Source organism: Rhodococcus sp. 11-3, assembly GCF_023704055.1.
Classification (GTDB): Bacteria; Actinomycetota; Actinomycetes; order Mycobacteriales; family Mycobacteriaceae; genus Rhodococcus; species Rhodococcus aetherivorans.
Genome location: NZ_CP080406.1, coordinates 415,749 through 437,541, shown reverse-complemented (window position 1 = coordinate 437,541; position 21,793 = coordinate 415,749). Strand labels below are relative to the sequence as shown.

The following is a 21,793-nucleotide window of genomic DNA, read 5'->3' as shown; positions in this document are numbered from 1 at the left end:
CCGGGCGTTCCACGACGCGGCACGTTACGAACAAGAGGAACAAGATGACCACCGGGGGCTACGAGTCCAATCCCGATCCGCAGGATCCGAACAAGTACCCGGGCGCGCAGCCGTACGGCCCACCGCCCGGGTACGGTCCGCCCCAGGGTTACCCGCCGCAGGGACCGAACTACGGCGGGCCTCCGCCCGGCTATGCCCCGCCGCAGGGCCCGCCGCCGCAGTACGGCGCTCCCCAGTACGGCGCTCCCCAGTACGGCGCTCCGCAGTACGGTGGCGCCCAGTACGGTGGCGCACCGCAACAGCCCGGCCCGCAGTACGGGCCGCCGCAGTACGGGAATCCGGCCGGGTACGGACCGCCGCCCGGATACGGCGCCCCCGGCGGCTACCCGCCTCCACCCGGCTTCGGCCCTCCCCGCGCGCAGATCAACATCGGCGACGCGCTGAACTACGGGTGGCGCAAGTTCAGTGAGAACGTCGGCGGCTGGCTGAGCCTGGCCGGTGTGATCGTCGTGGCCGCCCTCGTGTTCGGTGCCCTGATGTTCGGCGTCGTGATGGCCTCGACCACGACGGACCGCTACGGCTACAGCACGGGCATGTCGGGCGTCGGGATCGTCGTGATGATCGTGCTGATCGTCGCGTTCGTCATCGGCATGCTCGTCGTCCAGGCCGCCGCGGTGCGCGGGGCCCTGTACGAGCTGGACGGGCACAAGCCGGCGCTGAAGGACTTCTTCCGCGTCGGCAGCCTCGGTCCGATCCTGCTCGTCTCCCTGCTCATCGCGGTCGGCACGCTGCTCGGCTCGCTCGTCATCGTCGGCGGCATCATCGTCGCCTTCCTGACCGTGTGGGCGCTGCATTTCGTCATCGACCAGCGGCAGGACGCGGTCACGGCGATCAAGTCGAGCGCGTCCGCCGCCGCGGCCAACGTGGGGCAGCTGATCCTGCTGTGGCTGGTGCTGTCCGCGATCAACTTCGTCGGCGCGCTGCTGTGCTACGTCGGCCTGCTGGTCACGGTGCCCGTCACCACCATCGCCTACGCATACGCGTACCGGGTCGTCACGGGCGGACGGGTAGCCCCCTGACGGCACGTCGCGGAGCCCCCTGACGGCACGTCGCGGGCCCCGATCCAACCGGGTCGGGGCCCGCGTCCTTTTCGTCCGTTCTTCGCCTTCCTCCGGTCCGAGTGCTTGGATGGCCGGGTGACAGAGCACGTGCAGACCCAGCAATCCGACCATGCGCACTTCGCCCGCGTGGTCCGCAGCTACTACCCCGGGCTGGTGGCCCTGTTCACGGCGGTGCTCATCATCTCCAACGTCGCCGCCAGCAAGGGCGTGGCCTTCTTCGGCGACGCCGAGTGGGCGCTCGGCCCGCTGCAGGTCCTGCCGATCATCACCGACGGCGCGTTCTTCCTGTTCCCGCTCGCCTACATCGTCGGTGACGTCCTGAGCGAGGTGTACGGCTTCGCCGCGACCCGTCGCGCGGTCTACTACGGCTTCGGTGCGGTGGCGCTGGCCGCGTTGTGCTTCTGGATCGCCCAGCAGCTGCCGCCCGCCGACTTCTACGAGAATCAGGCCGCATTCGAGGCGGTCCTCGGGGTGGTGCCGCGGCTGCTGCTGGCCGGCCTCGCCGGCTACCTCGTCGGGCAGCTGCTCAACTCCTACGTGCTGGTGCGCATCAAGGAGGTCACCAAGGAGAAGCACCTGTGGGCGCGGCTGATCGGCTCCACCGTCGTCGGCGAGTTCGCCGACACGCTCATCTTCTGTGCGATCGCCGCCGGCGTCATCGGCATCACCACGTGGGCGGACTTCGTGAACTACGTGGTGGTCGGGTTCCTGTGGAAGACGCTGGTCGAGGTCGCCGTCATGCCGGTCACCTACGCGGTCATCGCGCACGTGAAGCGGCGCGAGCCGACCTACGCCGAGTGAGCGCCGCGACCGGTCCGGTCGTCCGCGGCAGCCGTCGTGGACGACGGTGGAGTTCGCGGACGCTCACTCACCGCCGCGCGTAGAACCGGCCCAGGGTCTCGGCCTTGTGTTCCTCGAGGTACCCGCCGTCGATGGCGGCGCGGATCTCGTCGACGAGGCGCACCGTGAACCGCTCGTTGTGGATGGTGCACAACGTGGACGCCAGCATCTCCTTCGCCTTGAACAGGTGGTGGATGTACGCGCGCGTGTAGTGCCGGCAGGTGTAGCAGTCGCAGTCCTCGTCGATCGGGGTGAAGTCGCGGCGGAACCGGCTGGTGTTGATGTTGAAACGCCCGTCCGGGTGGTAGATCGCCGCGTTGCGCGCCACCCGCGACGGGTTCACGCAGTCGAACGTGTCGACGCCGTGCTCGATCGCGACGAACATGTCGTCGGGCTCGCTGATGCCGAGCAGGTGCCGGGGCTTGTGCTCGGGCAGTTCCTCGGTGCACCAGCGGACGATGGTGCCGAGGTTCTGCTTCTCGAGCGCCCCGCCGATGCCGTAGCCGTCGAAGCCGCGGCCCGACTCGCCGACGATCGATTCGAGCCCGCGGCACGCCTGCCGGCGCAGGTCCTCGTACTGCGCGCCCTGCACCACCCCGAACAGCGCCTGGTACGGACGGTGGGCGCGCTGCGCCGTGAGCTTCTCGTGTTCGGCGATGCACCGCACCGCCCACGCCTGAGTCCGTTCGACGGACTGTTCCTGGTAGCCGCGGGTGTTCATCAGGGTGGTCAGCTCGTCGAACGCGAACATGATGTCGGCGCCGAGCTGATGCTGGATGCGCATCGACACCTCCGGGGTGAACCGGTGCCGGGAGCCGTCGAGGTGGGATTTGAAGGTGACCCCGTCGTCGTCGACGTGCGCGAGCCGCTCCTTGCCTTCGGCGATGACGTCGTCGGACCGCACGCCCACGGCATCCATCGCCAGGACCTTCTTGAAGCCGACCCCGAGGGACATCACCTGGAATCCGCCGCTGTCGGTGAAGGTGGGCCCGTCCCAGTTCATGAACTTACCGAGCCCGCCCGCCTCGTCGACGATGTCCGACCCGGGCTGCAGGTACAGGTGGTACGCGTTGGCAAGCAGGGCCTGCACCCCGAGTTCCTTCATCGCCTCGGGCAGGACCGCCTTGACCGTCGCCTTGGTGCCCACGCCGACGAACGCCGGGGTGTGGATGTCGCCGTGCGGGGTGTGGATCGTGCCGGTGCGTCCGAGTCCGTTGGCGAGCCGGGTGCCGACGGTGAAGAACGGGTCGGGCGGGGTGGGCACGGCGGAAGCGGTGGCACTGGGGTCGGTCACGTCGGTATCCAATCACGATGTCCGATCAGGGCGCCGACGGCAGCCGCACGGCGAGCGCGAAGACGGCGACACCTGCCAGCGCGAGCACCGTGCCGACGGCGGCCGGCGCGGTGTAGCCGAAGCCGGCGGCGATCACCGCGCCCCCGATCCAGGCGCCGAACGCGTTGGCGAGGTTGAACGCCGCGTGGTTGAGGGACGCGGCCAGGGTCTGTGCGTCCTCGGCGACGTCCATGAGCCGGATCTGCAGTCCCGGGCCGACCGCGGCGCACCCGGCTCCCAGCAGGAACACCATCGCCAGGGCCGTGTACGGGTTGTGCGCCGCCGCGACGAACACGGCCAGCAGCACCGCCAGCGTCGTCATGGTCGTGAAGATGCCCGGTACCAGGGCCCGGTCGGCGACGCGGCCGCCGACCACGTTGCCGACGACCATGCCGATGCCGAAGAGCATCAGGGCGACCGGAACCAGCCCCTTCGAGACGCCGGCGACGTCGGTCAGGGTGGTGCTGATGTAGGTGTACACGGCGAACACGCCGCCGAAGCCGATCATCGCGACCGCGAGCGTCATCCACACCTGCTTGCGCCGCAGGGCACCGAGTTCGGTGCTCACGCTGGTGGTGCGGATCGCCAGGGCGGGCACCCAGGCGGCGATCGCGGCGACGGTGACCGTGCCGATCACCGCCACCAGCGCGAACGCGGAGCGCCAGCCCAGCGCCATGCCGAGCCACGACGCGACGGGCACCCCCACCACGTTCGCGACGGACAGGCCCATCATCACCAGCGCCACCGCCCGGGCGCGCTGCCCGCGACCGGCCAGATGCGCGGCCACCAGCGCGGCGACCCCGAAGTAGGCGCCGTGCGGCAGACCGGCGACGAACCGGGACGCGACGAGCAGTCCGTAGTTCGGCGCGAGCACCGTCGCCGCGTTGCCGACGGTGAACGCGATCATCAGGGCGATCAGCAACGTCTTGCGCGGGAGCCGGGCCGTCAGCGCCGCGATCAGCGGCGCACCGACCACGACCCCGGCGGCGTACGCCGACACCACGTGCCCGGCGGTGGGCTCGGAGACTCCGAGACCGGTCGCGATGTCGGGCAGCAGGCCCATCGCCACGAACTCGGTGGTGCCGATGCCGAACCCGCCGAGGGCGAGCGCCCACATCGCCCGGGCGCGCCCCGGCCGGGCGTCTGCTGCCGGCGCGGCCGCGGGGGCGTCCGCCGGTACTGCGGAGTCGGGTGGGCATGCGGATGCCGTCGTCGTCATGAGCGGGAACCTTCGAATAGTGCGGGATGCGCTGGATCTTGTCGGCGTGCGAACCAGCCGAGTCTCCATTGTCTTGCACACGCCGACCCGACCTCGAATCGAGCGGACGTGAGTTCGGCCACCCCCGGCACGAGTCGCGCCTTGCGAAGGATCGGTCCACGACCCGCCGCGCCCGAGACGGCGTGAGCAGATCGCGCGCCGCGGGCCGGCTACCGCACCTGCAGCGACGTTATCCAATATCGTTCTGCGACAAAGGTTTCGGATACCGCTACGACCGGCGCAGCCGCGGCGGAGTTCACCAGTCCGCGCCGGCCCGTTCGGATGCGCGCAGCCGGAGCACCCCGTCGTCGATCCGGTACCGATTCATCGTCGTCAGGGCGGGTGCGTACACGTGGATGCTGACGGCCGGAGAATTCGTGTCGTTCGTCACCTCGTGGACGTGGTCGGCGTCGAAGCCGCGGGCCATACCCGCACGAATCCTCTTGCGTGACAACGCTACTTCGACTCCATCGAGACCCCCGACCGCCGGGGTGCAGACGGTGGTCTCCGTCAGCACACCCTGCGCCACCGCGAAGGCGCCCGCGCTGTCGCCGTGATCGTGGATTTCGGTTCGCTGCCCGGGCAGCCACGAAAGTAGCCACACTTCGTGGTTGTCGGCAACGGCCAGTCGCGTGTACCAGCGCTGCTGCTCGTCGAATCGAACGATCGGCATCCAGCGGCCGGGATCGTTCGCGATCCGCAGGGCGAGGGAGGTGAGGTCGGCGCGCGTCGGCAGGGCATACGTGGAGAGCATCGAAGAGTCCTGGAATGAGGAGGCACGGGCGTGCCCGGGCCGGGCTGGGCGGAGACGGATTCAGCGACGACAGCCGGGACACGACTCGGCGGCACGGACCGACGCCGTGCACAGTCCGCGCTGCCGCGCGCTCACCGAGAATGTCACGACGACCATGCCACCCCGGCCGGGTCCGCGTGTCAAGGGTTCTGCGCAGGCACTTTCGCGAAGAAGCGGGCCGGATTGTCCGTCCGCAGGCGCATGCCGGCGGAACCGCCGAGCACCAGCGGCCGCGCGTAGGGACGATCGGAGCCGAGCAGCACCCGGTCCTCGCCCAGGCATGCGGTCACCGCCGCGACGACCTCCCGCCCGTACGACGACGTCTCCACGTAGACCCCCGGCCCGGGAACATCGCCGGGCCCGCCGCGCACCGCCATCCGATCGGCGTGCAGCGGAGCCAGGCCGGCGAGCATCGCGAACAACACCCGCAACGCCGGGAACCGACGCGCCCCGAACTCGTGCCAGGCGAACCAGGCGGTGTGCATCTGGGTCACGTACGACACCATCGCCGGCCACCATGCCGGAGCGCCGGGCGCCGACGCCGGGCCGGGATGCACGAACAGCGGCTTGCGCGCCCGCTTGAGTTCCGACAGCAGCGGCGCACACCGGTCGAAGCCCGCCGGGTCGGCCAGGGCGGTCGCCGGCAATTGCAGGCCCACGCACCCGGCCGCGAGGACGTCGCGCAGCGTCTCCGGATCGGGCTCGGTGACGCCGGCGGCGGCCCACACGCCGAACCGGTCGGGCAGGCCCAGCGCCCCCTCGTGATAGGCGTCGAGCAGCGGCCGGGCCTCCTCGGCGGGCAGTTCCTCGATCCCGAGGGGGCTCGACAGCGACACCAGCGCCAGATCGATTCCGTCCCGGACCGCCAGGGCCGTCCGCGCGGGGATCGAATGGTCGGCGGGGTCCACCCGGTACGGCGGTTCCCCGGGCAGGTGCAGCGTCCAGCCGTCGAGCCGGGGCGCGGCGCTGCGCGCCCGGAGGGCGTCGACGAAGGACGCCGGCCACACATGTTGATGCACGTCGACGCGGGGACGTCGCCTCATGCGTCCACGTTCGCCGCCGCGGCCCGCCGTGTCAACCGTCCGCGTTGACTCATCCAAAATGCGCGCGTAGAGGTAGTCGTTGCCTCAAATGAGAATGCGCGCGTACGGAGCGCCTGCCGTGTCCGGCCTGGGCCGGGCTGTAGGCCCGGACGATGGGGCTGTCGATGAGTCAACGCAAGGCCGTGACCAAGACGATTGCGACGCGGTACGCCCGGGCCGACAAGGCCACCAAGGGTGTGATCCTCGACGAGTTGTGTGCGACGACCGGCTGGCACCGCAACCACGCCCGCAAGGCGTTGACGCAGGCGTTGCACCCCACGACGGTCAGGGGACGCACCCCGAGATCGCCGAAGTACGGCTCGGAGGTGGTTGCGGCGCTGCGGTTCTGCTGGGCGGTGCTCGGTGCGCCGGCGGGTAAACGCCTCGCGGCGGTGCTGCCGGACCTGGTGCCGATCCTGCGTCGGTTCGGCGAGTTGAGCATCGACGACGCCACCGCAGCGTTGTTGGTGTCGATGTCGGCGGCGACCATCGACCGTCGGCTGGCCGAGGACCGGCGCAGGCTCGATCCGAAGGGCAGAGCGCACACCAAGCCGGGGTCGCTGCTCAAGTCGCAGATCCCGATCCGCACGTGGGCGCAGTGGGACGACGCGGTGCCCGGGTTCGTGGAGATCGACCTGGTCGGGCACGAGGGCGGCAACGCGGTCGGCGACCATGCCTACACGTTGACGGTCACCGACATCGCCACCGGGTGGACGGAGAACCGGAGCGTGCCGAACAAGGCGCGCAAGTGGGTGCTCGCCGCCCTCGAGGAGATCGCCGGCATCCTGCCGTTCCCGATCCGCGGGGTCGACTCCGACAACGGCAGTGAGTTCATCAACCATCACCTGCTCGCCTGGTGCGCGCAGCGGCAGATCACCTTCACACGGTCCCGGCCCGGCAACTCCAACGACGGCGCGCACGTCGAGCAGAAGAACTGGGCGATCGTACGGACCGTGGTCGGCTACCACCGCTACGACACATCGGCAGAGTTGTTGTTGCTCAACAGTATTTGGGTTCTGCAGTCGAGTCTGTCGAACTTCTTCTGCCCGCAGCAGAAGCTGATCTCGAAGGTCCGTGACGGGGCGAAGGTGACCAAGAAGTACGACACCGCGACCACTCCGCATCGTCGCGTCGAGCGGCACGATGCCGTCGCGGCCGAGGACAAGGCGATCCTCGCCGGCACCTACGTCACGCTCAACCCGGCAGCGATCCAGCGGCAGATTCAGGCCCTGACCGCCGAGCTGCTCACGCTCACCACCGCCAAGGCCGGCCCGGGGCGTAGCCCCATCGTCGAGCCCTCCTCCACGCGCGCATCCTTGAATGAGTCAACGAAGCGCACCTCGCGCGCATCTTGACATGAGGCAATAGGCCGTCCTCGCATCCAGGCGACGAACCGGGCCGTCGAGCGACGCGGCCCCGGCGCGACCGATCCGCCCTGCGCTCGCTCGACGCCGGACGCACCCCGGCACTAGCCTGGGACCGAGCGTGTCCGCCGACCGCCGGAAGGAGCACCCCGTGCCTCCCCACTGCGATTCCATGGACGGTCCCGTCGTCAAGGCCGCCGAGGCGGCGCTGGGCGACGACAACGTCGAGCTGATCCTGCCGTTCGTGCCCGCCGACGCCGAGGACGAGGTGCGCACGGCGTTCGAGCGGGCGACGGCGGCGCGGGCGGAGGGCCCGATCGCCCACGAGGTGGCCGATCTCTACTTCTTCGACACGGTGGTCCGGCTGCACCGCGCGGGCGAGGGCGCCCCGTTCACCGGTGTGAAGCCGGCCGGCGGCGACGTCGGGCCCGTGATCCCGCTCGCCGAGGACGCGATCGAAACGGGCTCGGTCGAGAAGCTCCACGCGTTCCTGTCCGCCGAGCTGCACCGGCAGCTGCAGTCCCGGCTGGATCGGATCGTCGCTCTGACCGACGCCGTGACGACCGCCGAACGGCGGGAGTACACCGAGGCGATGCTCGGCCTGCAGGTGTACAGCCATCACCTCTACAAGAGCATGCACAGGGACCCGCACGAGGGCGGGCACTCGCACGGCTGATCCGGGGCACCGACGGTCACATCGGCATCATGTGATGCAGTCACATCGGCATCATGTGATGCAGTCACATCGGCATCATGTGATGCATCGGCATACCCGGCATCAGCATGTGGTGCATCTGCATCATCAACATGTGCAGCATGTGCATCAAGCCCATGTCCATCGTTCCCACCTCCGCGTCCTGCGGTGTTCGTCGGAGGGCGACACCACCTCCACTATGCGCCCGCCCGAGCAGGCGTGTCACCACGCCGACGCCGCACGCTCCGTCCGGTGGCCTTGACGAGTTCGTCCACCCACAGCACCGAGGATCCGACGCCGACGGCGAGCGCCCACTGCTGCGAGGTGAGCGCGGTGGTGTCGAAGAAGCCCTGCAGGAAAGTCGTCTGCACCACGCACACCTGCAGGACGACCACCACGACGAGCGCGATCCAGATGCTGTGGTTGGTGAGGGTCTGCAACGAGAACACCGAGCCGAGTTCGGAGCGGACGTTGAGCAGATTGAACACCTGGAAGAAGACGAACGTGGTGAACGCGAGGGTGGTGGCGAACAGCGGGTCGCCGGCGCTCTCGGGGAACCACTGCGGCGCGTAGTGCAGCACTGCGACGGTTCCGGCGGTCATGACGATGCCCAGGCCGAGGATGCGGCGGAGCCGATCGCGGCTGAGCAGGCGCTCGTGGGCCGGCCGCGGCGGCCGGGACATGGTGCCCGGCTCGGTGGGGTCGACGCCGAGGGCGAGGGCCGGCGGGCCGTCCATGATGATGTTGACCCACAGGATCTGCAGCGCCGTGAACGGCGCACCGCCGGCGAGCCCGAGGGCCCCGGCGACGAGGAAGATCAGCACAAACCCCCACGCCGTGGTCAGCTGGAACTTCACGAACTTGACGATGTTGGCGTAGATGCCGCGGCCTTCCTCGACCGCGGCGACGATGGTCGCGAAGTTATCGTCGGTGAGGATCATTTCGGCCGCGCTCTTGGACACGTCGGTGCCGGTGATGCCCATGGCGACACCGATGTCGGCCTGTTCGAGGGCGGGCGCGTCGTTGACGCCGTCGCCGGTCATGGCGACCACCTCGCCGTTCGCCTGCAGCGCCTTGACGACCCGGATCTTGTGCTCCGGCGCGACGCGGGCCAGCACACCGAAACCTGCCGCCCGGGAACGTAGCTCGTCGTCGTCCAGGGCGTCCAGGTCGGCGCCGGTGGCCGCGGCGCCGCCGATGCCCAGTTCCGCGGCGATCGCCGACGCGGTCACGAGGTGGTCGCCGGTGATCATGTGCACCTCGATGCCGGCGGCGTGGGCCACCTCGATGGCCCGCTTGGCCTCCGTCCGCGGCGGATCGACGATGCCGACCACGGCGTAGAGGGTCAGGTCGGACACCACGCGCTGCAGCGCCTCCCCGTCGCCCCGCGGCACCGCGTGCAGGTCCCGGCCGGCGATCATCAGGGTGCGCAGCCCCTCGGCGGCGAGCGACTGCACCGCCGAGCGGAGGCGCTCGCGGCGGCGGTCGTCGAGCGGGACGGGGCCGTCCCCGTCGAGCATCGCCGTGGCGCGGTCGAGCAGCGCACCGGGCGCGCCCTTGGCGAAGCACCGGTAGCCGCCGTCGGGCAGGGCGTGGAAGGTCGCCATGTACTTGTAGGCGGAGTCGAACGGCACCTCCGCCAGCCGCGGCACCGCGAGACGCGCCCCCTCGACGTCGATGCCGCCCTTCTCGGCGAGCACCACCAGCGCGCCCTCGGTGGGATCGCCGACGAGCACCCCGTCGCGGACGACGGCATCGTTGCACAGGGCCATCCCGAGCAGCGGCACGGTCAGGTCCGGGGCCGGCAGCCCGTCGCCGACGAGGATCTTGCCGGTCGTTTCGTATCCGGTGCCGGTGACGCGGAAGCTGCGGCCACGGGCCAGCAGCCGCTGCACCGTCATCTGGTTGAGGGTGAGGGTGCCGGTCTTGTCGGTGGCGATGTGGGTGGTGCTGCCGAGGGTCTCGACGGCGGCGAGCCGTTTGACGATGGCGCCGCGCGCGGCGAGCCGCGACGCGCCCATCGCGAGGGTGAAGGCGACGACCGCGGTCAGCCCCTCGGGAATGGTGGCGACGGCGAGCGAGACGGCGGTGATCAGCAGGTCGGACCACGACTGCCCGCGCAGCAGACCCAGGACGAACACGACGGCGACGACGGTGAGCGCAACGATGGTGAGGGTCTTGGCGAGCTGGTCGATGCGGCGCTGCAGCGGGGTCTTCTCCACCCCGGCGGCACCGAGCAGGGTGGCGATCGCGCCGATCTCGGTCTGCATCCCGGTGGCCGTGACCACCATCGTGCCCCGCCCGCGGGTGACGTCGGTGTTCATGAACAGCATGTCGGCACGGTCGCCCAGCGGGGCCTGCTCGTCGACGACGGGTTCGACGGTCTTGTCGACGGGCTGGGACTCGCCGGTGAGCGCGGACTCGGCGACCTGCAGCCGCGCCGCCCCGACGACCCGGCCGTCGGCGGGCACGGAGTCGCCGGCCTCGAGCAGCACGACATCGCCGGGCACGAGTTCGGTGCGCGGCAGGTGCTGTTCACGGCCGTCGCGGCGGACGCGGGCGGTGTCGACCGCCATCTGTCGCAGCGCCTGCAGGCTGTTCTCGGCCCGGCGCTCCTGCACGTAGTTCAGGACGGTGTTGAGGGTGATGACGGCGAGGATGACGACGGGGGTCTCCCATTCGCGCGAGACCACGGCGCTGACCACGGCGGCGACGACGAGGACGAGGGTCATCCGGTCGGCGAGCAGGGCGAGCACCTTGCGCCAGCCGGGGACGGCTGCCGTTTCGGCGAGGGCGTTGGGCCCGTGCTCACGCCGGCGCTCCTCGACGACGTCGGAGGGCAGCCCGGCCGCGGGGTCGACGTCGAGTGCCGCCGCGACGTCGTCGGCGTCGCGGGTGTGCCACGTGGTGGCCAGCGTCATCTCGCACGCTCCTCGGTGGGGTGAGGTCGGGCGGCTCCCACGCTATCGATGTGACGGACACCGCGCGATTCGATGGACGATCCGCCTGTGCCGGGCGCGGATTCGTGATGTGCTGGAGGCGGTGATATCGAGGCGGACGCCGCCGGATCGGAGGAACCATGAGTGAGCCGAACGTCGACAACCCCGTCGTCGTCCTGAACGACGACGAGAGCTGGGAGCTGCTCGGCACCGAGCGGATCGGCCGGCTCGTGGTGGTCTCGGGCGGGCGGCCGGACGTCTTCCCGATCAACTACGCCGTGCGGGACAGGAAGCTGTACTTCCGTACCGCCGAGGGCAGCAAGCTGGTCGAGCTGACGGTGCACGCGGAGGTCGCCTTCGAGGCCGACCACGTGGAGCAGGACCGGGCCTGGAGCGTGGTGCTGCACGGACGGGCCCGGAATCTCGTGCACTACAACGAGATCCAGGAGGCCGAGGAGCTGGGGCTGCAGGCCTGGGTGCCCACCCCGAAGTACAACTTCGTCGAGGTCACCGCGAGCGAGATCAGCGGCCGCCGGTTCGCCCTGGTCAAGGGCTGACGCGGGCTCGGCGTCAGCCCGCCACCATGCCGACGCCGAGCCCGACCATGAGCACGGCGATGCCGCCGTCGAGCACGCGCCACGACGCGGGTTTCGCGAATACTCCGCGCAGCAGGCGGGCCCCGTAGCCGAGCCCGAGGAACCACACGACGCTGGCCAGGACCGCGCCGGCGCCGAACCACCAGCGCCCCGGGTCACCGTGGTGGTTGGCGACGGAGCCGAGCATGAGCACGGTGTCGAGGTAGACGTGCGGGTTGAGCCAGGTCAACGCCAGGCAGGTGGCCAGGGCTGCGCCGACGGTGAGGGAGCCGCCCGCCGCGGCGGTCAGGGCCGACGGGCGCAGCGCCCGCCTCGCCGCGAGCACGCCGTAGCCCACGAGGAACGCCGCCCCCGCCCAGCGGATCACCCCGAGCGCGCCGGGCACCCGGTCGAGCACGGTGGCGATGCCGGCGATGCCGGCGGCGATGAGAACCGCGTCGGAGAGCGCGCACACCGCGATCACCGGCAGCACGTGGCGTCGCGCGATCGCCAGGCGCAGCACGAAGGCGTTCTGCGCGCCGATCGCGACGATGAGCGACAGTCCGGTGAGGAATCCGACGGCGACGAGGTGCATGCCACCCACGCTAGGAACCGCCCTCGATGAAGAACAGTTGATTTTTCTTCAGTACCGTTAGAGTTGCTTCATATGAATCTGGACTTCGCGCAGCTGCGGACCTTCGCCGCGGTGCTGGACGAGGGCACCTTCGACGGCGCGGCCGCCGTCCTGCGCGTCACCCCCTCCGCGGTGAGCCAGCGGATCAAGGCCCTCGAGCAGCAGGCCGGCCGGGTCCTGGTGCGGCGCACCCGTCCGGTGTCCGCGACCGCCGCGGGCGAGGCGGTGATGCGGCTGGCACGGCAGGTGGCGCGGCTCGAGCAGGACACCGCCGAGGCGCTCGGGCTGACCGCCGGCCGGGACGAGTACGTGTCGGTTCCCCTCGTCGTCAACGCCGACTCGATGTCGACGTGGATGCTGCGCGCCCTGGCCCGCATGCCCGAGCGTCATCGCGCGCTGTTCGAACTGCACCGCGAGGACGAGTACCACGCCCCCGCGCGCCTGCGGGACGGCACCGCGATGGCCGCCGTGACGTCGGTGCCCGAGCCGGTGCAGGGGTGCGTCTCCGAAAAGCTCGGCGCCATGCGGTATCACGCGATGGCGAGCGTCGACTTCGCGGACCGCTGGTTTCCCGGCGGCGCGGGCGCCGAGTCGCTGCGGCAGGCCCCGATGCTGAGCTTCGACCGCAAGGACGACCTGCAGGACCGGTTCCTGCGGCGCCGCACCCGACGCCGGCTCGACCCGCCCCGGCACTACGTGCCCGGCGCCGCCGAGTTCGTCGAGGCCGCACGGCTCGGCCTCGGCTGGGGCATGCTGCCGGAACCGATGCTCACCGACACCGAAGGACTCGTCTTCCTCGACTCGGACGATCCGCTCGACGTACCGCTGTACTGGCAGCGGTGGCGGCTCGAGTCGCCGGTGCTCGACGCGCTCACCGACGCCGTCCGGCGGACCGCCCGGGAGGTGCTGCGCTGACAGTGAGGATGGGCGAGTGATCCAACTGGCTGCCAGCACCCGATACGGGCGAGTGCGACGTGACGCTGCGCCCCTACCGGCCCGACGCGAGCACTGCGGACGGAGGCGGGAACCCGCCGGGCGTCAAGACCGGTCCCTGCCCACCGACCGCGGGCGTTGTCCCTCAGTCACGGGCCAGGACTCGCGGCCCGATGTGGTGAGCCAACTCCAGCGCGAGCTCGACGGGAAGCCTGCGCTCGCCGGGGCGGTGGCCGAGCAGTTCGGTTGCGCGGCCGACACGCTGCAGGATGGTGTTGCGGTGGGTGTGCAGGCGTGCGGCGGCGCGAGGGGCGTTCTCGGCTTCCTCGAGGAACACCCGCAATGTCTGGCGGAGACGAGCCGCGCTGGGTGTGTCCGCAGCGAGCGGGCCCAGTGTTGTGGCGACGAATTCGGCCGCCCGGTCCAGGTCGCGAGCGGCCAACGTGGCGACCTCGAGCTCGCGGTAGAGCGCGACGCGGTCGCCGTCGCGTTGCCCGCTGACCAGGCGCTGAATGGCCAGCGCGGCGTCGTGTGATCGGCGGAAGCCGGTGATGCCCGCTCGGGTGGGGCCGACGGCGACCCGAATGTTCGACTGCGCCTTGGTGATTTCTCCGCGCAGTGTGCCGAGCGCGGGTTCGGATTCGGTGCCCAACCACGCCCACAGCGTCGAGGTGCCCGCGGGCAGTGTGAGGGGTGTGCGGGCGCCGGCGGCCTGGGCCAGCAGCGTCGCGGCAGACTCCAGTGCCCCCTGCGTCCCGCCCGCCGGTTCGGCCCACAGGACGAGTGCGGTGTGGCGGCGAGCGAGCTGGTATCCGAGGCGTTCGCCGGCTCGGCGGGGGTCGATCGGGGCGCCGTCGAGGATCAGGTGCACGGTCTCGGCGCGGCGGGCCAGCGCGCCGCCGAGCACCTCCTCGCGTTCCCGCTGGGCGTCGGCGATGACACGGCTCACGACATGGTCGACGTAATCGAACATCAGCTGCGAGGTGACCTCCAACAACTCCACGAACTGTGGCCCCGGCGGGACGATCCGTCCGGCATGAGCCAGAAACCGCTGCCAGGCGACGTTCTGGCCCCGGCGGTAGGCCTGGTAGATCACCTCGAGGTCGATGCCGCGGCGCACGACGGTGCGGACGACGTCGAGGGCTTCGGGCGGCACGTCGATCGGCGCGCCTCCGACGTCACGCCGAGCGAGGGTGGTCAGCAGGCGCGCGGCATTGGCGCGGTTGCTCGCCGACATCTCCGCGACGATCGCCGCGTCTGCGCCCAGCATCGGGGCCACCGCCACCTCGGCGGCGTCCATCTCGGCGACGAGCTGATCGAGTTCACGCAGCATCAATTCGGCGACGTCACCGACGAGGGAAACAACTTCGGGCGCCACTGGCTCACGGAGCACGTACCAAGTGTGCCACAGCACACATATGGGTGTGAATGGTGTGCCGGCATACATGTCAACGGGTGCCGTTGCGGTCCTACTGTGAACGCCGTCACGCCCCAGCGCACCGCTCGAGGAGACCGACCATGAGCATCCCGACGACCACCGAGCCGACCGGTCGCCATACGGCAAGCACGCATTTCGACGTCTTGATCGTCGGCGCCGGCATTTCCGGCATCGGCGCGGCGTATCACCTCCAGACACGCCGTCCCGGTACGACGTTCGCAGTCCTAGAGGGCCGGGATTCGATCGGCGGCACGTGGAGCCTGTTCCGCTACCCGGGCATTCGCTCGGACTCGGACATGCCGAGTTTCGGCTACGGGTTCAAGCCGTGGACGCATCGGAAGTCGATCGCAGACGGGCACATCATCATGGATTACCTGAGGCAGACCGTCACCGAGAACCGTCTCGACCAGCACATTCGTTTCGGCTACCGGGTTATCGGCGCAGAGTTCTCCTCGGCGGACGGATACTGGACCGTCACCGCGCAATCGTCCGGCAGCGCCGAGCACGTGCACTTCACCGCGCGATTCCTGTTCCTGGGCACCGGCTACTACGACTACGAGGAAGGCTTCACGCCCGACATCGAGGGTGTGGAGGAGTTCGCGGGCCGGCTGATCCACCCGCAGCACTGGCCCGAGGACCTCGACTACGCCGGCAAGCGCGTGGTGGTCATCGGCTCCGGCGCGACCGCCGTGACGCTGATCCCGTCGATGGCCGGCAAGGCCGGTCATGTCACGATGCTGCAGCGCTCGCCGAGCTACGTGTTCTCGATACCGGCCGAGGACGCGATCGCGAACACCCTGAACAAGGTGGTCGGTCCCACACGCGCGCACCGGATCGTCCGGCGCAAGAACATCATGCTCAACCGCGGGATCTACAAGGCCTGCCAGCGCGCGCCCAAGCTCATGCGCAAGCTGTTGGTCGCCGATGTGCGCCGGCAGCTGCCCAAGAGCTTCGACGTAGACACCCACTTCACCCCGCGTTACAACCCATGGGACCAGCGCCTGTGCATGGTCCCCGACGGGGATCTGTTCAAGGCGATATCCGCCGGGCAGGCCTCGGTGGTGACCGACCGGATCAAGCGGTTCACCGAGGAGGGGATTCTGCTGGAATCGGGTCAGGAGTTGGCCGCCGACATCGTCGTCACGGCGACCGGACTCAACATGACACCGTTCGGCAAGATCGCACTGAGCGTGGACGGGCGGCGCGTGAACCTGCCCGACACCACGGTCTACAAGGCGATGATGTTGTCCGGTGTGCCGAATCTCGTGTTCGCGCTGGGCTACACGAACATCTCCTGGACCCTCAAGGTGGACTTGGTGTGCGAGCACTTCTGCCGACTGCTCGACTACATGGACAGCCACGGCTACGGCACCGTCGAACCAGTGCTCGACGATCCGCACATGGACCGTGTCCCCGTGGTCGAGATGAGCTCGGGATATGTCCAGCGGGCCGTTGCGAAGTTCCCGCGCGGCGGCACCAGCGGCCCGTGGACGGTACAGATGGCCTACGAGAAGGACGTCGAGCGGCTGCGTCGCGGGCCGGTCGAGGATCCGGCGCTCGAGTTCGCGCCCAGCCGCACGGCTGCCGTCGCGTCGTAGGAACGGAGCGACCGAGATGAAGAAGGACCTGACCTTCCCCAGCCACGGCGTCGCCTGCGCCGCCTGGCATGTTCCGGCTACCTCCGACGTGCTGGCCGGCACGGCCGGCCGGCCGTGTGTGGTGATGGCACACGGCTTCGGCGGCACCCGAGACACCGGCCTGATCGGCTATGCCGACGGGTTCGCCGACAACGGCATCGACGTATTGGTCTTCGACTACCGCGGCTTCGGCGACTCGGAAGGAACACCGCGCCAGGATGTTTCCTTCCGGCGTCAGCGCCAGGACTATCACGCGGCGATCGCCGCCGCCCGTCACCTGCCCGGCGTGGACGCCGATCGAATCGCGTTGTGGGGAACGTCGTACTCCGGTGGTCATGTCGTCGCAGTCGCCGCGCAGGACAGGCGCGTCGCGGCAATCGTATCGATGACCCCCGCGACCGACGGACTGGCAGCCGCGATGCAGATCGCGCGCTACGCCGGAGCCGGTCAACTGGTGCGCACCACCGGCCACGGGTTGCGCGACCTCGCTCGCCGGATTACCGGACGCCGGCCGCACCACATCCCGGTGGTGGCGCGGCCGGGAAAGGTGGCGATCATCAGCGCCTCCGGCGCCGAGGAGGCCTACACCTCGATCGCCGGACCGACGTGGCGCAACGAAATCTGCGCGCGCACAGCACTGGAGGTGGCCGTGAACCGGCCCATCACCGCTGCCGGCCGCCTTGGCTGCCCAATCCTTGTGCAGGTGGGCACACACGACCGTGTCGCACCGCCCGTCGCCGCGCGCAGGACCGCGAAGAGGGCAGGGGCCACTGCACTGTTGTGCGAGTACCCCGTCGATCACTTCGACGTCTACGACGGTCCTTGGCAACAACGGATGCTGCGTGACCAGCTCAGCTTCCTGATCCGCGCCCTCGATCCGGCGCGGCCCTGCTGATCGTCACCGTTCCCCCGAGCTGCTCGCGCTCGACGCCCATGACATTCCGATGGTGCGCGACTCGCTCGGCGGAGAGTCGAGATCTACCACGTCCTGTGCAGTGCACACGTTCACACGTTCGAGCATCGGGCCCCGACCGCAGCCGCTCGACATCCCTCGGAGCATCCGCCGGTGCGTCCCGAGCGGCCGGTCGGTTAGCGTGACGGGTCCGGCCCCGGCGAGAGGACGAACGATGACCACAGCAGCACCTGCACCGGCACGACAGCTGAGCCGGGCCCTGGCCGGCGTGCTGGCCGTCCTCGTCACCACCGGGTGGGCGGCGAACCACTTCGCCGCGATGATCCCCGTCCTGCGCGAGCACGAAGGCCTCTCGCGCGCGCTGCTCGACGGGGTGTTCGGCATCTATGCGCTCGGGCTGCTGCCCGGTCTCGTCGGCGGCGGCGCACTCTCGGACCGGACCGGCCGTGCGGCGGTCGTCCTCCCCGGTGCGACGATCGCCCTCGTCGGCACCGTGCTGCTGCTCGTCCGGCACGACGCCGCCGGACTCGTCGCGGGCCGCCTCGTCGTGGGCATCGGCGCGGGCCTGGCCATCGGTGCGGGCACGGCCTGGGCCACCGACCTGCGCGGGAAGGTCGGCACGGTGCTCGCCGGCGTCGCGCTCAGCTCCGGATTCGCCCTGGGGCCTTTCGTGTCCGGTCTGCTCGCCGAGTTCGGCCCCCGGCCGCTGTCCCTGCCGTTCGTGCTCTCGGCCGCGTTGTCGGCCGCGGCCGTCACCGCCGCGACGGTGTGGAGCCGGCCGGCCCACTACGCGGCGGCGGACCTGCAGCCGGTCGTGCCGGGACACGGCCGGTCGGTGGCCGGTGCGCTGTCCTGGTCGCTGCCGCTGGCACCCTGGGTGTTCGCCTGCGTCACAGTCGCTTTCGTGACGTTTCCGGCCCGGGTCGCGAGCGCGTACGCGGGACCGGCGCTGACCGGGGCCGCGGCGCTGCTCGCCCTGGGCTCCGGGATCGTCGTGCAGGCCGTGGCCCGTCGGCGGGAGTGGGGCCCGCAGGCCGGGACGGCCGGCGCCGTCCTCGCCGGACTCGGGTTCCTCCTCGTCGGCGCCGGCGGGGCGCACCCGCCGCTGTGGCTGCTGCCCGTCGCGGCACCCGTGCTCGGGGTGGCCTACGGGCTGTGCCTGCGCGAGGGCCTGCTCGACCTGGAGTCGCTCGCGCCGAAGACCTCGCGCGGGACGCTGACCGGCGTCTTCTACGTCGGCACCTACCTGGGCTTCGCGCTGCCGCTGCTGCTCGTGCTGTTCGAGCCCACCACCGGCGCGAGCCTGCCGCTGTTCGTGCTCGCCGTCCCGGCGTTCGCGGTCGCGCTGGTACGGGCCCGCCGGCTGGCCGTCGCCGAGCACCCCCGCGCCGTCGACGCGCCGCGCAGCCCCGGCGAATCGTCGCGGACGGAAGGACACCGGCGATGACCACGCGCCCCGACCTGACCCTCGAACAGCAGGCCGCCCTGCTGTCCGGCCACGACTTCTGGAGCACCGAGGCCATCGAGGAGGCCGGGATTCCGAGTGTCGTCCTGACCGACGGCCCGCACGGCGTGCGCTATCAGTCCGGCGACAGCGACCACCTCGGCCTGCACGCCAGCCTGCCCGCGACGTGCTTCCCGCTCGCCGTCGCCGTCGGCTCGAGCTGGGACCGGAGCGTCGCCGAGGAGGTGGGCCGCGCCGTGGGACGGGAGGCGCGCGCCCTCGGCGTGCACGTGGTCCTCGGGCCGGGCGTCAACATCAAGCGCTCACCGCTGTGCGGACGCAACTTCGAGTACTACTCGGAGGACCCGCTGCTCTCCGGCGTCCTCGGTGCGGCGCACGTGCGGGGTCTCCAGTCCGTGGGGGTCGGGGCGTGCGTCAAGCACTTCGCCGCCAACAACCAGGAAACGGACCGGATGCGGGTCAGCGCGGACGTCGACGACCGGACCCTGCGGGAGATCTACCTGCCCGCCTTCGAACGAGTCGTCGCCGAGGCCCGGCCCGCGGCGGTCATGTGCTCCTACAACAAGGTCAACGGCGTATCTGCGGCCGAGAACCGATGGCTGCTCACCGAGGTGCTCCGCGAGCAGTGGGGATTCGCCGGGGTCGTCGTCTCCGACTGGGGCGCCGTCGCCGACCGGGTAGCCGGGGTCACGGCCGGGCTCGACCTCGAGATGCCGGGCAGCGGCGGCGGCACCGACCGGCAGGTGGTCGACGCCGTGCGCAACGGCCGCCTCGACCCGCGCCTCGTCGAGGCGAGCGCCCACCGGGTCCTGGCCCTGTCGGACCTCGTGCGGCCCGCCACCGGCGACCTCGACCTCGACGGCCAGCACGCGCTTGTGCGCCGGCTCGCCGCCGACTGCGCGGTGTTGCTGAAGAACGACGACGGCGTCCTCCCGCTGCGCCGCGGGCAGCACGTCGCGGTGCTGGGATCGTTCGCCACCACCCCCCGATTCCAGGGCGGCGGAAGCTCGCACATCGCGCCGACCCGGGTCGATCCGGCGCTCGACGCCGTCCGCGCGCTCGCCGCGGCCCACGGCCTGACGGTGTCCGCGGCCGACGGCTTCCCGCTCGGAGCGGACGGCGATGCCCGGGCCCTGCTCGACGAGGCGGTGCGCGTGGCGGCCGCCGCCGACGTGGCCGTCGTGTTCGCCGGCCTCACCGAACGTGAGGAATCCGAGGGCTTCGACCGCGACACGCTCGACCTGCCGCCGGTGCAGGTCGCCCTCGTGCGGGCCGTCGCGCAGGCGGCACCGCGCACGGTCGTCGTCCTCGCCCACGGCGGCGTGGTCTCGCTCGAGGGCTGGCACGACGAGGTCGATGCGATCCTCGACGGCTGGCTGCTCGGGCAGGCCGGCGGGTCGGCGATCGCGGATCTGCTGCTCGGTGTCGCCACCCCGTCCGGACACCTCGCCGAGACCGTCCCGCTGCGACTCGAGGACACCCCCTCGTACCTCAACTTCCCCGGCGAGCAGGGGCACGTCCGCTACGGCGAGGGCGTCATGGTGGGCTACCGCGGCTACGAAACCCTGCGCCGCGCCGTCCGCTACCCGTTCGGACACGGCCTGAGCTACACGACGTTCGTCACCGAGTCCCTCGACGTCGCGCTGGGGGGCGACGGCACCGTCGCGGTGCGCGTGCGCGTGCGCAACGCCGGCGACCGTGCCGGCAAGCACGTGGTGCAGATGTACGTCGCCACCGACGCCGGTCCGGTGCGACGCCCGGTGCGCGAACTGCGGGCGTTCGAGAAGATCGAGCTGGCGCCCGGCGAGGCGCGCGACGTCGAGTTGACCTTGGAACGAAGGGCTTTCGCGTACTGGGACGTCGAGCTCGACGACTGGGTCGTGGCGCCCGGTGAATACGCGATCCAGGTGTGCGCCGACGCCGCCACGGTGCTCGAGGCGCGCACCGTCACGCTCGCGGGCGATGTGGTCTCGCGCCCTCTCTCGATGGAATCGACGGTGGGTGAATGGTTCTCGCATCCGACGGTGGGACCGGCGTTCCTCGAGGTCCTCGCCGGGGCGACGGGTTCCGCTCCCACCCCGGATCCGCAGGAACACGCCGGGCTGCTGCGCATGGTCGAATCGATGCGCATGGCCCAGTTCCTGACGTTCCTGCCGATCCCGGTCCCTCAGGAGAAACTCGACGAACTCCTCGCGCTCGGTGGCACGGTCGCGAACTCGGCCACCGACGCGGCCGCGGGCAACCGGGACCACCCGGCTCCGACGCCGCCCGGGCAGCCGGGCGGACCGTGAGACGTCACCGCCCGCCGATCGTCGTTCGTCGTTTTTCTCCGAATTCCGAGGGGTGCGCGCCGATTCCTCGAATCGCCGATTTCTCACGGCCCCGATTTCCGGGGAATCGAATGCGAGAAACCGTGTGACCCGAATCGAAGAGACGATCGAAGTTGTTCCGCCGATTCGCGAAATTCTGCATTCACCTTCCGGAATCGAATTCGGTGAGGAAATCGCGTGCCCCCACTCGGTCGAAAATCCTTTCCGCGCCCGTGCACCCGAGCACCGACGCAGAGCAGACCGGAAGACGGTTGTACGCCCGGAATCACGGAGTCGAATTGGCGTAACTTCCGGAATCACACACTCCGGGTCCGACAATTCCCATACGTTCCTCAACGTTGTGCCCTGAGTATCAAAAGAGGCAGGGCGGGCTGCGCACCGATCACGACAGAACGGTCCGGACTCTTCCCACCTTGCCGATATGGAATCCCGAATATTGCGACG

17 protein-coding genes are annotated in these 21,793 nt (G+C 70.4%); 10 read left to right on the top strand and 7 right to left on the bottom strand.

What is annotated here, in order from left to right:
* Positions 1 to 44: 44 nt before the first annotated feature.
* Positions 45 to 1,079, top strand: a complete 1,035-nt coding sequence (locus KZJ41_RS01910; RefSeq protein WP_065923164.1) for a hypothetical protein — start codon at positions 45 to 47, stop codon at positions 1,077 to 1,079.
* Positions 1,080 to 1,196: 117 nt separating this feature from the next.
* The gene (locus tag KZJ41_RS01905) at positions 1,197 to 1,922 is read left to right on the top strand and encodes a queuosine precursor transporter (RefSeq protein WP_006946396.1); all 726 of its coding nucleotides are present in this window, start codon (positions 1,197 to 1,199) and stop codon (positions 1,920 to 1,922) included.
* A gap of 67 nt (positions 1,923 to 1,989) precedes the next feature.
* Here the strand turns inward: KZJ41_RS01905 and tgt are convergent, their stop codons facing one another.
* The 4 genes from tgt to KZJ41_RS01885 all read right to left on the bottom strand — a co-directional run bounded on the left by tgt (position 1,990) and on the right by KZJ41_RS01885 (position 6,388).
* Positions 1,990 to 3,255 carry a tRNA guanosine(34) transglycosylase Tgt gene (gene tgt / locus KZJ41_RS01900; RefSeq protein ID WP_006946397.1) on the bottom strand — a complete coding sequence of 422 codons (1,266 nt, stop codon included), beginning with the start codon at positions 3,253 to 3,255 and terminating at the stop codon, positions 1,990 to 1,992.
* 25 nt (positions 3,256 to 3,280) lie between these two features.
* Positions 3,281 to 4,513 (bottom strand): MFS transporter, encoded by a 1,233-nt coding sequence (locus KZJ41_RS01895; protein WP_044476513.1) that lies wholly within the window; start codon positions 4,511 to 4,513, stop codon positions 3,281 to 3,283.
* A gap of 295 nt (positions 4,514 to 4,808) precedes the next feature.
* Positions 4,809 to 5,306, bottom strand: coding sequence for a cysteine dioxygenase family protein (locus KZJ41_RS01890; RefSeq protein ID WP_102799324.1), 498 nt, complete (start codon positions 5,304 to 5,306; stop codon positions 4,809 to 4,811).
* 179 nt (positions 5,307 to 5,485) lie between these two features.
* Positions 5,486 to 6,388, bottom strand: a complete 903-nt coding sequence (locus KZJ41_RS01885; protein ID WP_251550060.1) for an amidohydrolase family protein — start codon at positions 6,386 to 6,388, stop codon at positions 5,486 to 5,488.
* A 164-nt stretch (positions 6,389 to 6,552) separates the two neighbouring features.
* Between KZJ41_RS01885 and KZJ41_RS01880 the strand changes: the two genes are divergently transcribed.
* Both KZJ41_RS01880 and KZJ41_RS01875 read left to right on the top strand, forming a co-directional pair.
* Entirely contained in the window at positions 6,553 to 7,782 is a 1,230-nt protein-coding gene (locus tag KZJ41_RS01880; RefSeq protein WP_251549569.1) for a transposase family protein, read from the top strand.
* A 160-nt stretch (positions 7,783 to 7,942) separates the two neighbouring features.
* Positions 7,943 to 8,467, top strand: coding sequence for a DUF6448 family protein (locus KZJ41_RS01875; protein WP_006946403.1), 525 nt, complete (start codon positions 7,943 to 7,945; stop codon positions 8,465 to 8,467).
* Between the two features lie 215 nt (positions 8,468 to 8,682).
* Here the strand turns inward: KZJ41_RS01875 and KZJ41_RS01870 are convergent, their stop codons facing one another.
* Entirely contained in the window at positions 8,683 to 11,406 is a 2,724-nt protein-coding gene (locus KZJ41_RS01870; protein WP_185713996.1) for a cation-translocating P-type ATPase, read from the bottom strand.
* A 158-nt stretch (positions 11,407 to 11,564) separates the two neighbouring features.
* Between KZJ41_RS01870 and KZJ41_RS01865 the strand changes: the two genes are divergently transcribed.
* Positions 11,565 to 11,981, top strand: a complete 417-nt coding sequence (locus tag KZJ41_RS01865) for a pyridoxamine 5'-phosphate oxidase family protein (RefSeq protein ID WP_006946406.1) — start codon at positions 11,565 to 11,567, stop codon at positions 11,979 to 11,981.
* 13 nt (positions 11,982 to 11,994) lie between these two features.
* Here the strand turns inward: KZJ41_RS01865 and KZJ41_RS01860 are convergent, their stop codons facing one another.
* Positions 11,995 to 12,594: a LysE/ArgO family amino acid transporter gene (locus KZJ41_RS01860; RefSeq protein ID WP_029547076.1), complete on the bottom strand. Its 600-nt coding sequence runs from the start codon at positions 12,592 to 12,594 to the stop codon at positions 11,995 to 11,997.
* A gap of 72 nt (positions 12,595 to 12,666) precedes the next feature.
* Between KZJ41_RS01860 and KZJ41_RS01855 the strand changes: the two genes are divergently transcribed.
* Complete coding sequence (locus KZJ41_RS01855) at positions 12,667 to 13,548, top strand: LysR family transcriptional regulator ArgP (RefSeq protein WP_185713997.1); 882 nt, start codon at positions 12,667 to 12,669, stop codon at positions 13,546 to 13,548.
* 163 nt (positions 13,549 to 13,711) lie between these two features.
* Here KZJ41_RS01855 and KZJ41_RS01850 read toward each other — a convergent pair whose 3' ends face one another.
* Positions 13,712 to 14,899: a CdaR family transcriptional regulator gene (locus tag KZJ41_RS01850; protein ID WP_051359284.1), complete on the bottom strand. Its 1,188-nt coding sequence runs from the start codon at positions 14,897 to 14,899 to the stop codon at positions 13,712 to 13,714.
* Between the two features lie 185 nt (positions 14,900 to 15,084).
* Between KZJ41_RS01850 and KZJ41_RS01845 the strand changes: the two genes are divergently transcribed.
* The 4 genes from KZJ41_RS01845 (at position 15,085) to KZJ41_RS01830 (ending at position 21,310) form a co-directional block, all read left to right on the top strand.
* Complete coding sequence (locus KZJ41_RS01845; protein ID WP_251550058.1) at positions 15,085 to 16,602, top strand: NAD(P)/FAD-dependent oxidoreductase; 1,518 nt, start codon at positions 15,085 to 15,087, stop codon at positions 16,600 to 16,602.
* A 16-nt stretch (positions 16,603 to 16,618) separates the two neighbouring features.
* Positions 16,619 to 17,536 carry an alpha/beta hydrolase gene (locus tag KZJ41_RS01840; protein ID WP_168578934.1) on the top strand — a complete coding sequence of 306 codons (918 nt, stop codon included), beginning with the start codon at positions 16,619 to 16,621 and terminating at the stop codon, positions 17,534 to 17,536.
* A gap of 232 nt (positions 17,537 to 17,768) precedes the next feature.
* Positions 17,769 to 19,001: an MFS transporter gene (locus KZJ41_RS01835; protein WP_065923167.1), complete on the top strand. Its 1,233-nt coding sequence runs from the start codon at positions 17,769 to 17,771 to the stop codon at positions 18,999 to 19,001.
* A complete protein-coding gene (locus tag KZJ41_RS01830) occupies positions 18,998 to 21,310 on the top strand; it encodes a glycoside hydrolase family 3 C-terminal domain-containing protein (RefSeq protein WP_251550056.1) in 2,313 nt (770 codons plus the stop codon). The genes KZJ41_RS01835 and KZJ41_RS01830 overlap by 4 nt, the downstream gene beginning before the upstream one ends.
* The last annotated feature ends 483 nt before the right edge of the window (positions 21,311 to 21,793 follow it).